At 44.9% G+C, this 16,492-nt stretch carries 15 protein-coding genes and 1 tRNA gene; 8 read left to right on the forward strand and 8 right to left on the reverse strand.

The window, feature by feature from the left end; genetic code table 11:
• The first annotated feature begins 3 nt into the window (after positions 1–3).
• The 4 genes from ABHV44_RS14370 (at position 4) to ABHV44_RS14385 (ending at position 4,587) form a co-directional block, all read left to right on the forward strand.
• Complete coding sequence (locus ABHV44_RS14370) at positions 4–1,785, forward strand: chloride channel protein (RefSeq protein ID WP_459075407.1); 1,782 nt, start codon at positions 4–6, stop codon at positions 1,783–1,785.
• Positions 1,786–1,904: 119 nt separating this feature from the next.
• Positions 1,905–2,528, forward strand: a complete 624-nt coding sequence (locus ABHV44_RS14375; RefSeq protein WP_459075408.1) for a T9SS type A sorting domain-containing protein — start codon at positions 1,905–1,907, stop codon at positions 2,526–2,528.
• A 116-nt stretch (positions 2,529–2,644) separates the two neighbouring features.
• Positions 2,645–4,084 carry a TlpA family protein disulfide reductase gene (locus ABHV44_RS14380; RefSeq protein WP_459075409.1) on the forward strand — a complete coding sequence of 480 codons (1,440 nt, stop codon included), beginning with the start codon at positions 2,645–2,647 and terminating at the stop codon, positions 4,082–4,084.
• Between the two features lie 92 nt (positions 4,085–4,176).
• Positions 4,177–4,587, forward strand: a complete 411-nt coding sequence (locus ABHV44_RS14385; RefSeq protein WP_459075410.1) for a BrxA/BrxB family bacilliredoxin — start codon at positions 4,177–4,179, stop codon at positions 4,585–4,587.
• Positions 4,588–4,654: 67 nt separating this feature from the next.
• Here the strand turns inward: ABHV44_RS14385 and ABHV44_RS14390 are convergent, their stop codons facing one another.
• From ABHV44_RS14390 to ABHV44_RS14415, 6 genes are all read right to left on the reverse strand, one after another.
• Entirely contained in the window at positions 4,655–6,496 is a 1,842-nt protein-coding gene (locus tag ABHV44_RS14390) for a hypothetical protein (RefSeq protein WP_459075411.1), read from the reverse strand.
• 3 nt (positions 6,497–6,499) lie between these two features.
• Positions 6,500–7,243: a glycosyltransferase family 2 protein gene (locus tag ABHV44_RS14395; protein WP_459075421.1), complete on the reverse strand. Its 744-nt coding sequence runs from the start codon at positions 7,241–7,243 to the stop codon at positions 6,500–6,502.
• A gap of 105 nt (positions 7,244–7,348) precedes the next feature.
• A tRNA-Ile gene (locus tag ABHV44_RS14400) sits at positions 7,349–7,422 on the reverse strand.
• An 84-nt stretch (positions 7,423–7,506) separates the two neighbouring features.
• Entirely contained in the window at positions 7,507–9,642 is a 2,136-nt protein-coding gene (gene rnr / locus ABHV44_RS14405; RefSeq protein ID WP_459075412.1) for a ribonuclease R, read from the reverse strand.
• Positions 9,643–9,745: 103 nt separating this feature from the next.
• Positions 9,746–10,291: a hypothetical protein gene (locus ABHV44_RS14410; RefSeq protein WP_459075413.1), complete on the reverse strand. Its 546-nt coding sequence runs from the start codon at positions 10,289–10,291 to the stop codon at positions 9,746–9,748.
• A 156-nt stretch (positions 10,292–10,447) separates the two neighbouring features.
• Positions 10,448–10,993, reverse strand: a complete 546-nt coding sequence (locus ABHV44_RS14415) for a hypothetical protein (protein ID WP_459075414.1) — start codon at positions 10,991–10,993, stop codon at positions 10,448–10,450.
• Positions 10,994–11,307: 314 nt separating this feature from the next.
• Between ABHV44_RS14415 and ABHV44_RS14420 the strand changes: the two genes are divergently transcribed.
• Positions 11,308–12,786, forward strand: a complete 1,479-nt coding sequence (locus ABHV44_RS14420; protein ID WP_459075415.1) for a T9SS type A sorting domain-containing protein — start codon at positions 11,308–11,310, stop codon at positions 12,784–12,786.
• A gap of 48 nt (positions 12,787–12,834) precedes the next feature.
• Positions 12,835–13,398, forward strand: a complete 564-nt coding sequence (locus tag ABHV44_RS14425) for a hypothetical protein (protein WP_459075416.1) — start codon at positions 12,835–12,837, stop codon at positions 13,396–13,398.
• Between the two features lie 83 nt (positions 13,399–13,481).
• On the opposite strand, the gene ABHV44_RS14430 is transcribed toward ABHV44_RS14425, so the two are convergent.
• On the reverse strand, positions 13,482–14,030 hold the full coding sequence (locus ABHV44_RS14430) for a cysteine dioxygenase (RefSeq protein ID WP_459075417.1): 549 nt from the start codon (positions 14,028–14,030) through the stop codon (positions 13,482–13,484).
• A 129-nt stretch (positions 14,031–14,159) separates the two neighbouring features.
• On the opposite strand from ABHV44_RS14430, the gene ABHV44_RS14435 reads away from it, so the two are divergent.
• Positions 14,160–15,020 (forward strand): multicopper oxidase domain-containing protein, encoded by an 861-nt coding sequence (locus ABHV44_RS14435; RefSeq protein WP_459075418.1) that lies wholly within the window; start codon positions 14,160–14,162, stop codon positions 15,018–15,020.
• Positions 15,017–16,159: a multicopper oxidase domain-containing protein gene (locus ABHV44_RS14440; RefSeq protein ID WP_459075419.1), complete on the forward strand. Its 1,143-nt coding sequence runs from the start codon at positions 15,017–15,019 to the stop codon at positions 16,157–16,159. Before ABHV44_RS14435 ends, ABHV44_RS14440 begins: the two co-directional genes overlap by 4 nt.
• A 22-nt stretch (positions 16,160–16,181) precedes the next feature.
• On the opposite strand, the gene ABHV44_RS14445 is transcribed toward ABHV44_RS14440, so the two are convergent.
• Positions 16,182–16,492, reverse strand: a 311-nt coding sequence (locus ABHV44_RS14445; protein ID WP_459075420.1) for a T9SS type A sorting domain-containing protein, incomplete at its 5' end; no start/stop codon positions are given.

Genomic DNA, 16,492 nt, shown 5'->3' on the forward strand with positions numbered 1-16,492 from the left:
TAGATGAAAGGGGGCACTCCACGCAGATGGCTGAAACAGTTTCTCGCCTGGAGAGCGAAACACATCCCTCAGCGGCAATTTGTTTTGTTGCTGAGTATTCTGATAGGACTCGTGACTGGTGTGGTCAGCGTTTTGATGAAAAATGCGACCCACTTTATCCAGGAAATGGTGCAGTCGGGGTACTTCACAAAGTATTTCAACCCATACTATTTCGCATTTCCGGTAATCGGGATTTTGATCACTGTACTCATCAAGCGATACTTTTTTAAGAATCGCACAACAGAGCCGATCCCATCTACGCTTTTTGCCATATCGCGGAAAAACGGGTTTATCGAAGTTCAGCGGATGTACAGTTATTTCATCACCAGTATTTTTACAGTTGGTTTTGGTGGATCTGTCGGACTGGAGGGTCCTGCAGTTGGTACGGGTTCTGCCATTGGAGCTAACCTCGGCCGTCTTTTCAAGCTCAACTACAAAACCCGGCTTCTGATGATCTGCTGTGCCTGTGCCGGTGCGATTGCTTCTATCTTTAATGCGCCCATCGCAGCCATCATTTTTACGATCGAAGTTTTTAGTATCGATCTTACTTTCAGCTCGCTAATTCCCCTATTGCTCGCCTCGGCCTCTGGGGCAGTCACTTCAATTTTTATTCAGGGAAAGAGCACGATGCTTCAGTTTAAAGTCGCTGAAGCTTTCAATGTTTCAGATCTTCCATTTTACTTGCTGCTCGGAGTTCTATGCGCTTTTGTTTCAGTTTATTTTACACTGATTTCCTTTCGGATGGAGAGGCTTTTTCAGAAAGTAAAGAACTACCGCTATCGAATGGTGGTGGGCAGTTTGCTTTTGGGAGGCCTCATTTTCCTTGTTCCACCTCTGTATGGTGAAGGTTACACAACTATAAATAATTTGCTCAGCGGCAACATCGACTCGATAGTGGAGCAGAGCATTTTTTCAGGGTTCCTTGAAAACTCCTGGATGGTGCTTCTTCTGGTGGGAGGATTGGTTTTTCTAAAATCTTTCGCTGCGAGTTTCACAATTGGTGCAGGAGGAGCAGGAGGTATTTTCGCGCCTTCTCTTTTCACTGGAGCTTCGCTCGGTTTCGTCTTCAGCGGGTTGATCAACAAGCTTAAGTTTTTCGACATACCGGTGAGTAACTTTGTGCTCGTTGGGATGGCCGGGCTTATGGCTGGTGCACTTCACGCACCACTCACAGCCGTTTTTATGATTGCCGAAATCACCGGTGGATACGAATTGTTTCTGCCGCTGATGATGGTTTCCGCAATTTCATTTCTTGTGTCGAGAGGAATTCGCCCACACTCCATCTACACCGACCAGTTGGCTAAGCGAGGTGATCTTCTCACCCACAATAAAGACCAGGTAATTTTAACTCTCCTGAGTATCGATCAGGTGATTGAAGATAACTTTAACACGGTGAACCCGGAGATGAACATGCGCGAATTGGTGAAGGTGGTGAGCCAAAGTCGCAGAAATATTTTCCCTGTTGTAGATGATGAGCACAAGCTCGTAGGTGTGCTCACCCTGGATGACTTCCGCCACCTGATGTTTGACGAGTCTATTTACGACACCACCTTCGTGAATCAGTTGATGAGCCCTCCACCGGCAACAATCGAGCGGCAAGAGAAAATGGACGCTGTTATGAAGAAATTTCAGCAAACTGATGCCTGGAATTTACCTGTAGTAGAGGGAGAGGTTTACAAGGGTTTTATCTCTAAATCAAAGCTCTTTTCGGTGTATCGCAGCATGCTTATAGAATTCTCTGACTAGAAAGGTGACTTTGGGTTTGTTAGAATCTCGTGATTCTTTACTCGCTGAAAAACAACTTCTTTGCATTCCGGTTAGTCACCGGACTGAACATCAATAAATCCAAAAATTAAATTTTAGTTATGAAACAATGTTACACTATCGCAGCAATGGTCGCAATGCTTTTTGCTGGTCTTTTCAGCTTTGAAAGCAACGCGCAGGTAAGTCATCAGGTTGATGTGGCCGATTTCCAATTTGATCCTTCACAGCTGACAATCAATGTTGGCGATACAGTAATTTTCACCAACTCCGAAGGAAACCACAATGTAAACGGAACTCAGGAAGACTTTCCAGACAACCCCGAGTCATTTGGTAATGACGTAGGAACTGGCTGGACTTACTCGTTTGTTTTTACTCTACCGGGAACTTACAACTACGTATGCGATGTTCATCCAAATATGACGGGTAGCATCACTGTTTCACCGATCAACAGCGTTGAGAATAATCCCGTTGGAGGAGCAAAGGTGAGCGTTTATCCAAATCCAGCAACTGAGTTTATCACTTTCGATTTTTCTGAGACCAACTTCAACTCTGAGAATGTAAAGGTGACGATCTACAATTCGCTCGGAGCCATTGTGGAGTCTCGCGAAATCGAAACTTCTGAGAAGTCTACTTTCTACACTTCAGAACTGAAGACGGGAATGTATTCTTTTAGAATTCAAAGCGGTAACAAGCTTATTCAGTCGGGCACATTCATGACCCGATAGTTCGATTTAGTTAAGTATTCAAAAAAGGCATCCTCGAGTTCAACGACTGAGGGTGCCTTTTTTATTTCAGCTGACTCTTTTCTTTAACTTTGATCTATTCAAAAACTCTTTCAACCATGACAAAACTCAGAGCATTTGCTTTGCTTGCGGCACCACTTTTTTTCTTTGCTTGCGGAGATAGCAGCGATCAATCCACAGCACAAGAAGCCCCAAAGTCTGCAGTAGTAGCCGGTAAGATCACCAATCCCAAAAACGATCGTGTATTGATAACCGGTCCCAACGACTTTCGCGATACATTGAAATTGGACGAATTCGGTAGTTTTTCGGGTGAAGTATCGCTCGATGAAAAGGCTGAGTATCGATTTTTACATGGAGGCGAGTATGCGCGTATTTTTCTTTCTCCAGGAGATAGCATCCATCTCGCACTGGACACCAAGGACTTTGACAAAACACTCGTTTTCACAGGAGATGAACAGGTGATTAATACCTATTTCGTCAACCAGGTGCTGACAAGAGAAAAGTGGAACAACCAATATCCGCCTCGCACCATCCACGAACTAGACCCGAATGTCTTTGTGGCTGTGGTAGACTCCATGTACAACGAGCAACGAGAAAATCTTGAGCAACTGAAGAATTCGAACCTCGATGAAGAGCTGATTGAAAGAGAAGAAATTGTGCTGGACTTTCGCGAAGCTCAGGAGAAGATAATATACGAGCCAAGAAGAAAACAGCAGCTTGGTGTGGCCGAAGTAATGCTACCTGAAGGGTATTACAGTTTTATGGACGAGCTGGATTTCAATAACCCTAAGAACCTCGAAGTTCCTACCTTCGAATCTTTTATGGAGACTTACCTTTTCCTTGAGGCGGACAAAAACAATCCCGATTCGTTTGCCGATCCTGCAAAGCAGATGAATGCCATGTTTGATGTGATTGATGAAGAAATCACCAATCAGGAAATTAAGGAAGAGCTTTACACGGGTCTCGTCCTCGACAACATCAGGTATCGGGGCTTAAACGGCACCGAAGAAGTGATGCCTCGAGTGAAAGAAGTTGTTTCGGACAGCACCCAACTTGCAGAAATCAACGAAGAGCTTGCCAAGTGGGAGCAACTTGCCGCAGGCCTTCCGGCACCGGGCTTCGCAGGAAAAAATTTAGATGGAGAGGAAGTGAGCCTTACGGACATGGCTGGCTCATACGTATATCTGGATGTGTGGGCTACATGGTGTGCGCCTTGCAGAATGGAAATTCCACACCTTGAGGAAATGCAGGAGTCTATGAAAGATGAGAATATTCGTTTTGTCAGTCTTTCTATAGACGAAGACAAAGAAGCCTGGAAAGAGATGGTAAAGGAAGAAAGCCTCGGTGGAACTCAACTTCACATTGGAGGTGCTGAAAAAGTTGAATTCAGCAAGGACTATCTGATCTCGGGTATTCCGCGATTTATGATTTTTGATCCTCAGGGGCAAATCGTAAATGTGAAAGCAACGCGGCCTTCTATGGGCGCTGAAGAAGAACTACGCAAATTGCTCTCAGAAGGGACCACTGCAATGAACTAAGTTCAGTGTTCGCTGTTCGTATGAAAGCATTAATTTTGCAGTGTCCGAAAAGGGCAGAAATCGAATTTTAAATTTCTAAAAAACAATAGAATATGTATCCTCCAGAAATGGTAGCCCCGATGAAAGGCGAACTCGTAGAATCGGGATTTCAGGAACTCAATACACCGACAGAAGTCGACACAGCAATCAGCAAAGAAGGCACTACACTTTTGGTCCTCAATTCTGTTTGTGGATGTGCAGCTGGATCTATGCGTCCAGGCGTAATTTTGGCTACTAAACACAACAAGTTGCCAAAGCATCTAACAACAACATTTGCAGGTGTGGACAAAGAAGCTGTGGAGCAGGCTCGTAAATACATGTTGCCTTACCCTCCATCATCACCGAGCATTGCGCTCTTCAAAGATGGAAAGTTGGTGCACATGATCGAGCGTCACCACATCGAAGGGCGCACTCCAGAGATGATCGCTGAAAACCTGAAAATGGCTTTTGACGAGTATTGCTAAGAAATTAGATCATTAAAGAGAAGCGGGATGAAAGTCCCGCTTTTTTTATTTCCCCCTGGCGAAGAAATCATTTGGTGAACTTGTACACCTCAAAGTCATCCACAAATATTCGATCATCTCCATCGTACCAAACATAAATCGAGAATTCATCATTTCCATTTCTCACTCTCGGGGTGAGGTATTCAACCTCGATTTTATTCCATTTGCCAAATTCGACTTCATCCGCAGACAGGCTTTTTGCGTGATATTTATAAGCTTCACCTTCGTGGGTGAATGTAGCTACCAGTCTGATGTTTTCAGGGTTGTGCCTTTCGTGAATGAGGACCTTCACCCGGGCTACTATCCAGGCGTGGTCGCTTTCTGTAAGGTCATGGAAAGGAATAACTGGACCCCCGCTAAATGCATTTGAACTGTCGAGAACGAGGTAATCATTTCCGGTTACAAGATCAGGAATAGCTTTTCTTTTATCGTCTTTGGGTAGATTGCTGTAATCCTCAAAGTATATCCTTTCTTTTGTGTAATCCTCCTGATTTGTGAACTTCTCACCATCTGGAAAACTCCTGTCGAGTAGCAAAAGTTCTTGTGCTTGCTCGTCCTTGTGGGTTGCTCCAAAAACTTCCATGTAGTAGTCGGCTGTGATGCGCTGCATCGGCAAAATGCCGTGGAAAAACTGCCACTGCTGAAAAATGCTGAGACAGATGAGTGCGGTGATAGCAACTCCGATAACGCCCCTCACCAGGCGGTTTCTCTTTGTCAAAAACCTTATTGATGCGGCAATGGCCAATGACCAAACCGGATAAGACTGAATCATGGCTCTGTGGCCAAACCCGCCAGAGTAGTTCCAGTTTGACCAGCTACTGACCAGCCATACATTGAGTATGACAAAACACAACACACTCCAAAAAACTCCCGGTCTCTGTTTATTCATGAAAAACAATCCAATAATTCCAAGAAGCAAGAGAGGTGAATAAACAAGCCAGCCGTTTTCAAATGAGAAAAAGACATTTAGAAAATTAGGACTCATAAGGTCGAGACCTTCATCGGCACCCTGGTAGCTTACAAAAAGTGGTTTGCCTGTTGTGTACATCCAGTAAATAAACTGCGGAATTCCCCAGGCCACAAAAATCAACACAAATAGAATGAAGTTCGAACGGTAGTCTTTTAGGAGAAATCGAACTTTTGTCTTTAGGTCATGCAGCGAACGAACGTTCCAAAGGAGAGGAATCAGAAGGCAGATTATGTCTGTAGGGCGAATCAATGTGATGAGTCCACAAACTACGGCAATAGCGAGAGAAGTAGACTTGCTTTTGGATTCATGCCACTTCGCACTGAGCCAAATTAATCCGGCATAGAGCGTGAATAGCGGGATGTGCTGCATCATGCTGTTGGTGTAGCTGTAAGTCAAATAGTTTGTTCCCAGAACAACGATCAGTAAAGTGATCGCTGTGACATCATCAGGGAATAGTTTTCTTAGAGCTGCACGCAGGATAAAAATCCCGAGGAGGACGTAGATCAAACCGCCATACTTCATGAACCAGTGATAAGGCGCACTGAAGCCATCAGCCGGATAGCCCATTGGCTCGGCTGCAGCATCTGCAGCGAAATAAAAGGGAGACATCAACACAGACATGCCCATGGAATATTTGATCACATGGCGGTCTCTGTAAACCCTGGGTGCCGTGTAGAAAGATGACTGCTGATCGTACTTTTCTAAAACTTCATTGAGCCATTCGGTTTTTTCGATCCCCGGGTCATCGTATTTAAAAGTTGCAGGGAGGTAGAGGTAGTAGTTGAAAACATCGTACATCATCACCTTTTCTGGCCCGCGGAAGATGGTTAGCCAAATCACGGCAAAGCTCAAAATTGTTGCAGCAGCCAGAGAACCGTATGATTTGCCAGTTGAATTCATCAACTACTTTTTCTTGTGACTTCTTCTGTCGAGTAGGTTGTATTTGAGAACGCACCACATTGCTCTAAAACCATCTTTCCAGTTGATTTTTTTGCCCTCGGCATAAGTTCTGCCGTAATAAGAAATTCCGATTTCATAAATCCGAATTCCGGGAATGCGGGCGATTTTGGCAGTCACTTCTGGCTCAAATCCGAAACGATTTTCTTTAAGGAGCAATTCTTTTGCAATGGATGTCCTCATCAACTTGTAGCATGTTTCCATATCCGTGAGGTTTAGGTTGGTAAACATGTTAGAGAGCATCGTCAAAAACTTGTTACCGAGCGAATGCCAAAAAAAGAGGATTCTGTGCGGGTTACCACCCATAAACCGGGAGCCATAAACTACGTCTGCATCGGCTTTAAAAACCGGTTTTAGAAGATTGTTGAATTCTTCAGGGTCGTATTCCAGGTCTGCATCTTGCACCACGAGGTAGTCGCCTGTAGCCATTTCAATGGCTTTGTGAAGTGCAGCCCCTTTGCCTTTGTTTTTGGGCTGAGAAAAAAACGAGAATGATCGCTCTGGATGATTGGTAATATACCGTTCAACGATTTCTTGGGTATTGTCCGTGGAGGCGTCATTCACCACAACTATCTCCATTTCAATGTCGTTGAGAAGCTTTACTTCACCAAGCCGATCGAGGATTCGCTCGATAGTCTGTTCTTCGTTAAAGGCAGGAACGAGTACAGAAAGTTTATTTATCTGAGCCATTTTAAAAAAAGTCTGCGTCAAAAATAGCGTTCTGAAAAGAATCAGTTCGAGATAGTTCAAAATAAAAGTCCCTTTCATGCACTGAAAGGGACTTTTGAGTTCTAGTGCGCCCACCTGGGCTCGAACCAGGGACCACCTGATTATGAGTCAGGTGCTCTAACCAACTGAGCTATAGGCGCAGCATTTTTTTGGAAATGCAGGCCGCAAAGGTATTCTGAACCTCGTTCTTTTCCAAAAGAAAAATAAGCGGCACGGTCGGGCGGTTAATCCACTATTTCAAAGTCGAGCTGTTTTTTGATCAGGTCAGCACCAATCACCTTGATGTTGACCTTGTCGCCCATGTTGAACTCGTTTCCTGTTCGCTTGCCAACGAGTACGTAGTTTTCATCGTCAAACTGGTAGTGATCGTCTTGCATGCTGTCCAGCGAGACCATCCCTTCGCACTTGTTTTCAATGATTTCTACATAAATTCCCCAGCTGGTGAGTCCTGTAATAATTCCGTTGAACTCGTGGCCTATGCGGCTCATCATAAACTCTACCTGCTTGTATTTGATCGAAGAGCGCTCTGCTTCCACGGCCTTCTTTTCCTGAAGCGAGGAATGTTTGCATTTGTCTTCATATTCTTCTTGCGAAGCTGAGTTTCCACCATCGAGGTAGTGGGCCAAGAGCCGGTGCACCATCACATCCGGGTAACGTCTGATGGGCGAGGTGAAGTGCGAGTAAAAGTCGAAAGCCAGTCCGTAGTGACCGATGTTCTCGGTAGAGTACTCCGCCTTGGACATTGTGCGGATGGCCATCATCTTTATCATGTCTTCCTCCGGCTTGTCTTTCACCTGGTCGAGCAATTTGTTGATGACAAACATCGAATTGCTACTGTTCGCCTTTGGCATGTTGTATCCAAAACGTGCGGCAAAATCACGAAGTAGACTGATTTTGTCTTCATCAGGAAGGTCGTGAATTCGGTAGACAAAAGTTTTTGGCTTTCCTTTTTTGGGATCGCCAATGAAAGCAGCCACTTTTCGGTTGGCAAGGAGCATAAACTCCTCGACCAGCTTGTTGGCCTCTTTCATTTCTTTCTTATAGACTCCAATTGGTTTTCCGTCTTCGTCAAGTTCAAACTTCACTTCCTCGGTGTCGAAGTCGATGCCACCTTTTTTCATTCGCTCGGCACGCATTGTTTTTGCCAGTCGATTGACTTCTACAATAGCTTCACTGAAATCGCCTTTGCCGGTTTCAATGACCTTTTGCGCTTCATCGTAAGTGAACCTGCGATCGCTGCAAATCACTGTTCGGCCGAACCACTCTTTCTTCACCCTGGCGTCTTTATCAATTTCAAAAACTGCCGAGAACGATAGTTTCTCCTCATTGGGTCTCAGTGAACAGAGTCCGTTGGAGAGCACTTCCGGCAACATCGGCACCACGCGGTCTACCAAATAAACTGAAGTGGCGCGATTAAAACCTTCTTCATCCAAAAGTGACCCTGGAGTGACGTAGTGAGAAACATCAGCAATGTGGACTCCAATTTCCACATTTCCATTTTTCAGTTTCTCGAAAGAAATGGCATCGTCAAAATCTTTGGCGTCAGCCGGGTCAATTGTGAAAGTCGGTACATCCCGAAAATCTCTCCTTTTCCCGACTTCCTTTTCGGTGATTTCTGTTGGGATTCCTTTGGCTTCGTTTTCGACTTCCTGAGGGAATTCCCACGGTAGGCCATATTCCGCCATGATGGCGTGCATCTCGGTTTCATTGTCGCCCGGTCGCCCGAGAACTTCCACAACCTTTCCGGTGGGACTGTCCTGAGCATCTTCCCAATCGATCATTTCAACCACCACTTTGTCGCCATCTTTGGCTCCTTTGATGTCGTCTTTGCTTATGAAAAAATCTACATGGATTCTATGGTCAGTGGGGACCATGAAAGCATAGTTTTTCGATTTGTCGAGGATGCCGACAAAACGATCCTTGGCTCGCTCGATCACGCGAACAATCTGACCACTTGGTTTTCTCGATTTGGGATTGATTGAAACTTCCACCAAATCGCCCCACATGGCTTTTCCGGTTTTATTTTTAGGGATTTCGATATCGTTTTCGCGACCTTCTACGATCACAAATCCGCGACCGCTTCTTGTGATTTGTACAATGCCGGAAACAATTTCTTCAGGAACTTTGGCGAGTTTGAATTTTCCTTTCTGCATTTCAACAAGGTGCTCCTTCTGCACCCCTTCATGCAATAGTTGTAGGATCAGCTTTCTAATCCCGCTGTCCTGAATACCCATAGCAGAAGCAACTTGCTTGTAGTTGAGCTGCCTTGTGTGCTGGGTGTGAAACACCTCCAAAATTTCTTTGCGCAGATTGCGCTTTAGGGATTTCTTTCCGGAATTCTTTTTCTTCGGTTTACTCATAGTGAGTCGAAGTTATAATTTCACGCGAAACCCTCTACGAATTCCGGGTTATTTTGTCAATAACTTCCGGTGGAAAGGAAAGAAAGAAAAAAGAAGTCTGTCCTCAGCCTACTCTAAGCAGGCACTGCCCGCTCCATGGGCCCACCCCAAATTTCGATTTGGCCCTCACGCGGAAGTAGTACTCGCCCGAAGCAATTGTTTCACTTGGAATAACCTGTACAGAAGGTGTTTCACAAAGTTTCGACCAGCGAAGATCATCATAAGATGTATCGTTGTATTGAATTTCGTAGAGCTCCGCATCCTGCGCGCAATGCCACCGCAATTCGGTTTTCTTTTGGTCGATGTGATCCACAGCGTGAAGCCCCACAACTCTTTCGGGAGTTAGCGTGCGCGCAGCTTTTTTGGTGTTGATCTTGGGCACCACACCCGGAGCTGTTTGGTCCTGGCTTTTAGAAGGTGTCCAGCCCACACGAAAAGATGGCTTCAGCGAAAGGCCTTCTGCCGTTACTGTGCGAGTTTTTGTTCTCTTCCTGTTTTCTGTTTGCGGCTGTTCTTCTTCTTCGGCTATGTGCCCGGAGGATTGAGGTTTAAAGAACTTTTCGAATAGTTGAGGTAAGGCAAATTGATAAGGTAAACTTGCTTGTTTCATATCGGGTGGAATAAGGTTTGTAAGTCAGTCAATTGTTTTATTCACTACAAATTTGACTTATACCTCTGGCAACCATGTAGGTTAAAAATGCCATGCCTTTGTCAGATAATTCCGAAAGGGTTTGAAATCCAACAGGTTAAATTTTCAAGTTAATCCTTACTCATGTCTTGCCCCGAATTGCTCTTTTACTTCATTGATAAGGGCTAAACCCGGTTGATGGACTTTTAGACCAGGCGCGGATTCGAGGTTGGGGTCATCAAAATGAGTGCAGCCTAAGACTATTTCTTTCACGCCTTTCTTTTTGTAGCTTTCCAAAAGATCATGCATTATTTTTTCCTGCTCTTCTTCAGATGCTTTCTCCAGCTCGTTGATCAGGTCGAGCCTGGAATCGATTTGAAAACTATTTTCTAAACCGGGCATTTTGCTGTTGATGAATTTCTGCAAATTGCTTTTGGTGGCGTCCTCTGCCACCACAATCACACTCTCCTGTGTAGAGAGGTTTTTCAGGATTTCAAGGAAATGCGCAGTCAATTCGAAAATGCTAAGCTCCTGATGTTTACTCCAGTCGTAGCTAAAGGAAAGTGAGTTGCAGTAAAAGACAAACTCGGAGAATCCCTTTCCCTGACATTTTTCGCTAAACCTCTTAAATACGGCATCTGGATCATTGTATAGATCGAACTGCTCTTGTGGCGATTCCGACATGTTGATTGGTGTTGACGAGATGCCCCTTTCTCGAAGGAGCCTGGCTCCCTTTTGAGAATCGAATCGGGTGCCGCCAACCACGGCAATATTGCTTGCATTGCTTATCACGCTCTAAAGATGCAAAGTCTTTTTGAATACAACGTGAGTTTGGAGTTTCTCTAAAGATCAACCCCGTGGTTTTAAAGACGTTTGTTCAAAGTTTCACACATTTCTAAGTTTACAATAAAGCAGCAATTTTTAACAATTGAAAGGCGGTTCTGATGGTGATTTCTTCTGGTGGATTCTAACTTTGCACCCAAACAAAATTTTGAAATATGAGACTTTTATTTACCTGCATTTCTCTTTTTATCGCCAGCAGTTTGTTGGCTCAATACACAACTCCAGACAATGGACTTACCATTGATTTTGATTATCTGGTAGAAAACTCCAACGGAACGGTAGTGATGGACGGTGACGACTATCTGGTGACAGATAGCGTGACTGTTTCTGCTACAGACATTCTTGAAGAAACGGGCGACCTTCTCGTGAAAATCAGCCCGAACGCACTGATCACCATTCAGGGTGGATTTACTATTGACAGTGAGAATGGATTGACCTTCACCTGGGCTGAGGAAAACTCACACTACAAAGGCTTTCGATTTGAAAGCGGCTCTGTGATCGACCTGAACAACGCCACTTTCGAATACGGTGGTGGTCTCCGGGTTTTGACTGAAGACTTCACAATGGATAACTGCACAGTGCAGTACCAGGAAATGATTGCTTCAACTGGAGGCGCACTCGGTTTTTCAGACGGTACTCCGAGCATCACCAACTCCACTTTTATCGAAAATCAAACAGCGGCCATCAACTCACCGGCCAACGGAGCTTTTGCACCGATTATCGACAACTGCACTTTCCAGTTTAATGGAGCGAGCATCGTAAACAAGTCGCAAATCAACCTCGGGCCATCCGGACAGGACACGATCATCATCAGCAACTGCACTATCGAAGGTCATCCAGACTATATAGAATCAGGTGGTATTGCCGTGGCACTTTTGGCCGGAGGTGAAGGTCACGCGGTGATCGAAAACAACGAGATTTTTAATAACCGTTATGGAATCGCGGCCATTGGTGGAAATCTAACGACACTTATCGTTGGCAACAATATTTACGACAACAACATTCAGGGTGAGCCGCTTCTTGGAGGAAGTGGAATTAACATGAGTGGAACCAGCCAGAACATGGCCACTGTTACTGAAAACACGATCTCAGGGAATCTTTGGGGAATGACACTCCAGGGCGAAACGATGGCTAACCTTGGCGATACAACCGAAGCCAACTTTAACCCTGGACTCAATGTGTTTGAAGACAATGGCAACGGAGGAGTGACTTACGCGCTTTTCAACAATACTCCTAACGACCTGATGGCGATGAACAATTGCTGGATGGGCGAGCAGGAGATCACCGTTGAAGATGCAGAGTCTGTGATTTCACATCAGTTTGATGATGAAGAGCTCGGGCTGGTGACCTTTACACCACTTGGCTGTGTGGATCCGATCGGTGTAGAAGAAATTGAATTAGCAGCAGTGACTGTTTACCCAGTGCCGACTTCAGGTCAGCTTTCAATTTCAGCAGAAAGTCAAGTGCAGTATTACCGCATCTTTTCAATTAGCGGAAGGATGATTGACGAGGGGAAAAGTGCAACTGCTTCAAATGAAACTGACATTGATGTGAGTGGTTTAAATTCAGGCGCTTACATTTTACAGGTGGAGACAGCAAATGGATTGAAAACTATTAGATTTGTAAAAGAATAGCTATATTCTAAACTGAAAAATCCATAACCACTAAGAAAACCGAAAACGATGAAAAAATTTCTGATTTTGATTGTGCTGTTGGGCTCCGGTCTTGGCATGCGTGCCCAGCAGGTAGATAACTTTACACCAGGTGAAATTTTAGTGAGTCCAGCGATTGGACTTGGGACACCATACCTGGGAGGCCTTGGCTACTCAACAGTTTTGCCTCCAATTTCTGTGTCAGTTGATTATGGTATAGAGCAAGATGTGGTTGACGAAGGAACTGTCTCTATCGGAGGATATTTTGGAATTGCCCAGAACCGCTTTCGCACCAATTACTTTGGTGGTGAGTACGGCTGGAACTACACTTACATCGTACTTGGACCTCGCGGGGTATACACTTATCCTATCGAAGAGAATCTCGATATCTACGGAGGTTTAATGCTTGGGTTTAATATTGCGACAGCAAGGGAAGTTGGAGATGTTCCGGGCAATGTGAGTAGCAGTGGAGGAGGCTTTGCCTACGATTTCTTCGCTGGCGGCCGCTACTTCTTTCAGGACAATCTGGCTGCAATGTTAGAGCTTGGCTACGGAGTTTCGATTCTTCGACTTGGCGTTTCAATCAAAATATAGAAGAGCTTATCGCAAGTTTTATAAAAAAGCCCGGGATTTCCCGGGCTTTTTCTTTTATCCACATTGCCGATTCCAGAGGGAGTTTATGAAACGCGAACACCTCCGGAGTCTGTGAATTTATAAACCGAATCATAGCTCACGTTTCTCGTTGTAGCTTCTCCTGTATCCAAGTCGTATTCGGTCCATTTTTCAATTGGTCCGGCATAGAGGTGCAAACTAATTGTCCGATCATCAGTGTTGTTCAAGTAGCGATGGATGGCGATTGGCTCCGCCAGGTATGAGAAGTCCTCCTTTCCGAGGTGGACGGAACTCACTCTTTCAAGCTTTCCATCAAACTCCATAAATCGCTCTTCTTTCAACTGACCTTTTATCGTTTTTACCCACGCCATGTGAGTATGGTAATCGTGAACTACTGATTTGTGGCCTTTTTCCCAGCAAACGAGCAAAAGCTCAAATTCATCAGTATTTACCAGACAGTTTCTGGTGTAGCGGTCGCGGTTCCAGGTGATATATTTTTCAAATTCATCGAGTGGAATGTCAATCCTTTTAAGCACCTGCAAGTAGCTTTTGCCCGGTGGCTTATTCTTTAGTGTCTCCACTAATTCTTTTACTGTTGTTATCGATTTAGGCATGGCTCTCTTTTTTCTTTTGAAGTTAGATTAAAAGGTTGCCTCAAACCATGACTTGAGCCAGCAGAATAGATGATCTTTGTCAAATAGAAGGAGCCGACAGGCTTGTGCCTTATATTTGAAGATCAAACCATGACGATGCGATTTTCCGGATTTTTACTAATTGTCCTTGCGATACTTACTTCACAAGCTGCCAAGGCTGCGGACGTGACGCTTTACATCAACAAGGGCACTGTTACGATAGATGAGAATAGCTTTTCAGCTTGCTCTTTTAATACTATCGACACTCTCAATTCAGCCAACTCCATTATCGAACTGGAGATGGGCGAGATTCTCAACCTGACGGTGATTAACCACGACACGTTGGATCACAACCTTACCATCGATGGGATTCTGGAAAGCGACAACATTGTTGCTGCCGGAGGAGAAGCATCGTTTTCATTTTCCTTCGAAAATCCCGGTACGTGGAGATACTACTCCGATTTTAGCTATGGCAAACTGGCCGGAGCTTCGGGGATCATTTTGGTCGGCTACTCCGAAATGCCGCACTTTTTCTGGAATCTTTTTGATTTGAATAAGTCGCTTTCAACGGAACTGGCAAACACCACCACCAGCGAGATTCCGGCAGATTATCAACCTGAGCTTTTCATGATAAACGGGACTTACTATCCCTACACATTGGAAGATCCTTCGGGCAAGGTGGATGTCGATCTTGGGCAGGAAGTAATCATTTCTGTGGTCAACTCCGGTGTGATGGATCACGTGCTTCACTTTCACGGATTTCACATAGAAATTCTTTCGGCACAGATACAATCTGACAGAGTTGGGTGGATAAAAGACACTGTTCCGCTTAAGTCTGGGGAGGCGATGACATTCAAACTCGTTGCCGATCAGGAAGGGGTTTACCCCGTGCACGATCACAACCTGATTGCCGTGACCAATACCGGTTTTTATCCCGGAGGAATGCTAACCCAAATTCAAGTTAACCCATGAAAAACAGGTTGTTAATCATCTTTCTTTTGGTGGCTTCTGCTGGCTTTTCGCAGGTTAACTTCGACCTGTACAGTGCGATGGATGGCCAGTTGCAGCTCAGCCCTTTTGGCAGCACGAACTTTTGGGGCTACGGATTTATGGATGAGCCAATGACGCTTCCTGCACCGCTACTCACCGCTCAAAAAGGAGACAGTGTACATCTGGCTTTTACCAACTTTTCTCAGGAGGGTCACACAATTCACCTACACGGACTGGATGTGGACCAGGCCAATGACGGTGTTCCGCAAACTTCTTTCACGGTCTACACGGGGCAAACAGGTGAATACAGCTTTAAGGCCAGTCACGAAGGTACATTTCTCTATCACTGCCACGTCACCACCACGCTGCATCTCACCATGGGTATGTACGGAATGTTTGTAGTTGAGGCAGGCGAGAACCAACTCTTTGAAGGTGGTCCTGTTTACGACCGCAGTTACGAATTCTTGATGTCTGATTTGGAGCGAGAGACCAATGATAATCCAGCAATGGCTTTTCCTTTTCATGAAATTCAACCTGACTATTTTATGGTCAACGGAAGGTCAGGAGAAGACTTGCAAAGCACTGGGACCACTGTTGGGGCATTACCCAACGAAAAAATCGCATTGCGACTCGGAAGCATGGCATACTCGCTTGTAAAGGTTCATTTTCCCGAGAACCTAAATGCCGAAGTGATGATGTCTGACGGGCGGGTTTTGGAAAATGCCTTTTCACCGGAAATTCTCGAGATTTATCCCGGTGAGCGGTTTAGCGTTTTGCTTGAACCGGAGGGAAGTTTCACTGGAGAAATCGAGGTGGAATACTACAGCATGATGAATGGTGAATATGAATTCTCGAACTTCATCCCGGTTCAGGATTTGACGACAGGAGTCGGGGAAATGACTAAGAATAATCAGTTAAGGCTCCAACCAAATCCTGCAGTAGATCAGGTTGCCGTGAAAGGAGCTGAAGGTGTTGATCTAAGCATCAATTCAATTGAGGGTAGATCTCTGGGAAAAGTAACTGTCCCGCTCTCTGGTGAGATAGATATTTCACACCTGCAATCGGGAGTTTACATCCTGAGAGCAGGGAATGGTTTGTCAACCAGATTGGTGGTTCGTTGATTAAAAAAGGCCGACCAACCTGCTATTCTTTCACAATTCTGAAAGTCGAAACTCCTTTGTCATCGGAAATTCTCAAAAAGTAGACACCCGGAGCGAGATCGGTGAAATCAAGCTCTTCGGTTTTGTTTTCAGCAACTATTGAGGAGACCTGTTTTCCCATGGTATTGAACACATCAATTTTTCGACCGTTTCTTAACCCCTTAATCTGTATGAAGTCAGAAACGGGGTTAGGATAAACTTCAATCTGATTGACATCTAATTCCTCCACACTAACCACAGGAAATTCCAAGCAATCGGTAACAAACTGACAGCTGTCCTGAGTGACCATAAGAG

The organism is Halocola ammonii (genome assembly GCF_049334165.1).
In the GTDB taxonomy this organism is placed as follows: Bacteria; Bacteroidota; Bacteroidia; order Flavobacteriales_D; family Sanyastnellaceae; genus JBEGHD01.

What these genes read in the sequence shown, in the direction of transcription:
- ABHV44_RS14370 (WP_459075407.1), top strand. Translation starts at nt 4, where the DNA reads ATGAAAGGGGGCACTCCACGCAGATGGCTGAAACAGTTTCTCGCCTGG.
- ABHV44_RS14375 (WP_459075408.1), top strand. Translation starts at nt 1,905, where the DNA reads ATGAAACAATGTTACACTATCGCAGCAATGGTCGCAATGCTTTTTGCT.
- ABHV44_RS14380 (WP_459075409.1), top strand. Translation starts at nt 2,645, where the DNA reads ATGACAAAACTCAGAGCATTTGCTTTGCTTGCGGCACCACTTTTTTTC.
- ABHV44_RS14385 (WP_459075410.1), top strand. Translation starts at nt 4,177, where the DNA reads ATGTATCCTCCAGAAATGGTAGCCCCGATGAAAGGCGAACTCGTAGAA.
- ABHV44_RS14390 (WP_459075411.1), bottom strand. Translation starts at nt 6,496, where the DNA reads ATGAATTCAACTGGCAAATCATACGGTTCTCTGGCTGCTGCAACAATT.
- ABHV44_RS14395 (WP_459075421.1), bottom strand. Translation starts at nt 7,243, where the DNA reads ATGGCTCAGATAAATAAACTTTCTGTACTCGTTCCTGCCTTTAACGAA.
- rnr (WP_459075412.1), bottom strand. Translation starts at nt 9,642, where the DNA reads ATGAGTAAACCGAAGAAAAAGAATTCCGGAAAGAAATCCCTAAAGCGC.
- ABHV44_RS14410 (WP_459075413.1), bottom strand. Translation starts at nt 10,291, where the DNA reads ATGAAACAAGCAAGTTTACCTTATCAATTTGCCTTACCTCAACTATTC.
- ABHV44_RS14415 (WP_459075414.1), bottom strand. Translation starts at nt 10,993, where the DNA reads ATGTCGGAATCGCCACAAGAGCAGTTCGATCTATACAATGATCCAGAT.
- ABHV44_RS14420 (WP_459075415.1), top strand. Translation starts at nt 11,308, where the DNA reads ATGAGACTTTTATTTACCTGCATTTCTCTTTTTATCGCCAGCAGTTTG.
- ABHV44_RS14425 (WP_459075416.1), top strand. Translation starts at nt 12,835, where the DNA reads ATGAAAAAATTTCTGATTTTGATTGTGCTGTTGGGCTCCGGTCTTGGC.
- ABHV44_RS14430 (WP_459075417.1), bottom strand. Translation starts at nt 14,030, where the DNA reads ATGCCTAAATCGATAACAACAGTAAAAGAATTAGTGGAGACACTAAAG.
- ABHV44_RS14435 (WP_459075418.1), top strand. Translation starts at nt 14,160, where the DNA reads ATGACGATGCGATTTTCCGGATTTTTACTAATTGTCCTTGCGATACTT.
- ABHV44_RS14440 (WP_459075419.1), top strand. Translation starts at nt 15,017, where the DNA reads ATGAAAAACAGGTTGTTAATCATCTTTCTTTTGGTGGCTTCTGCTGGC.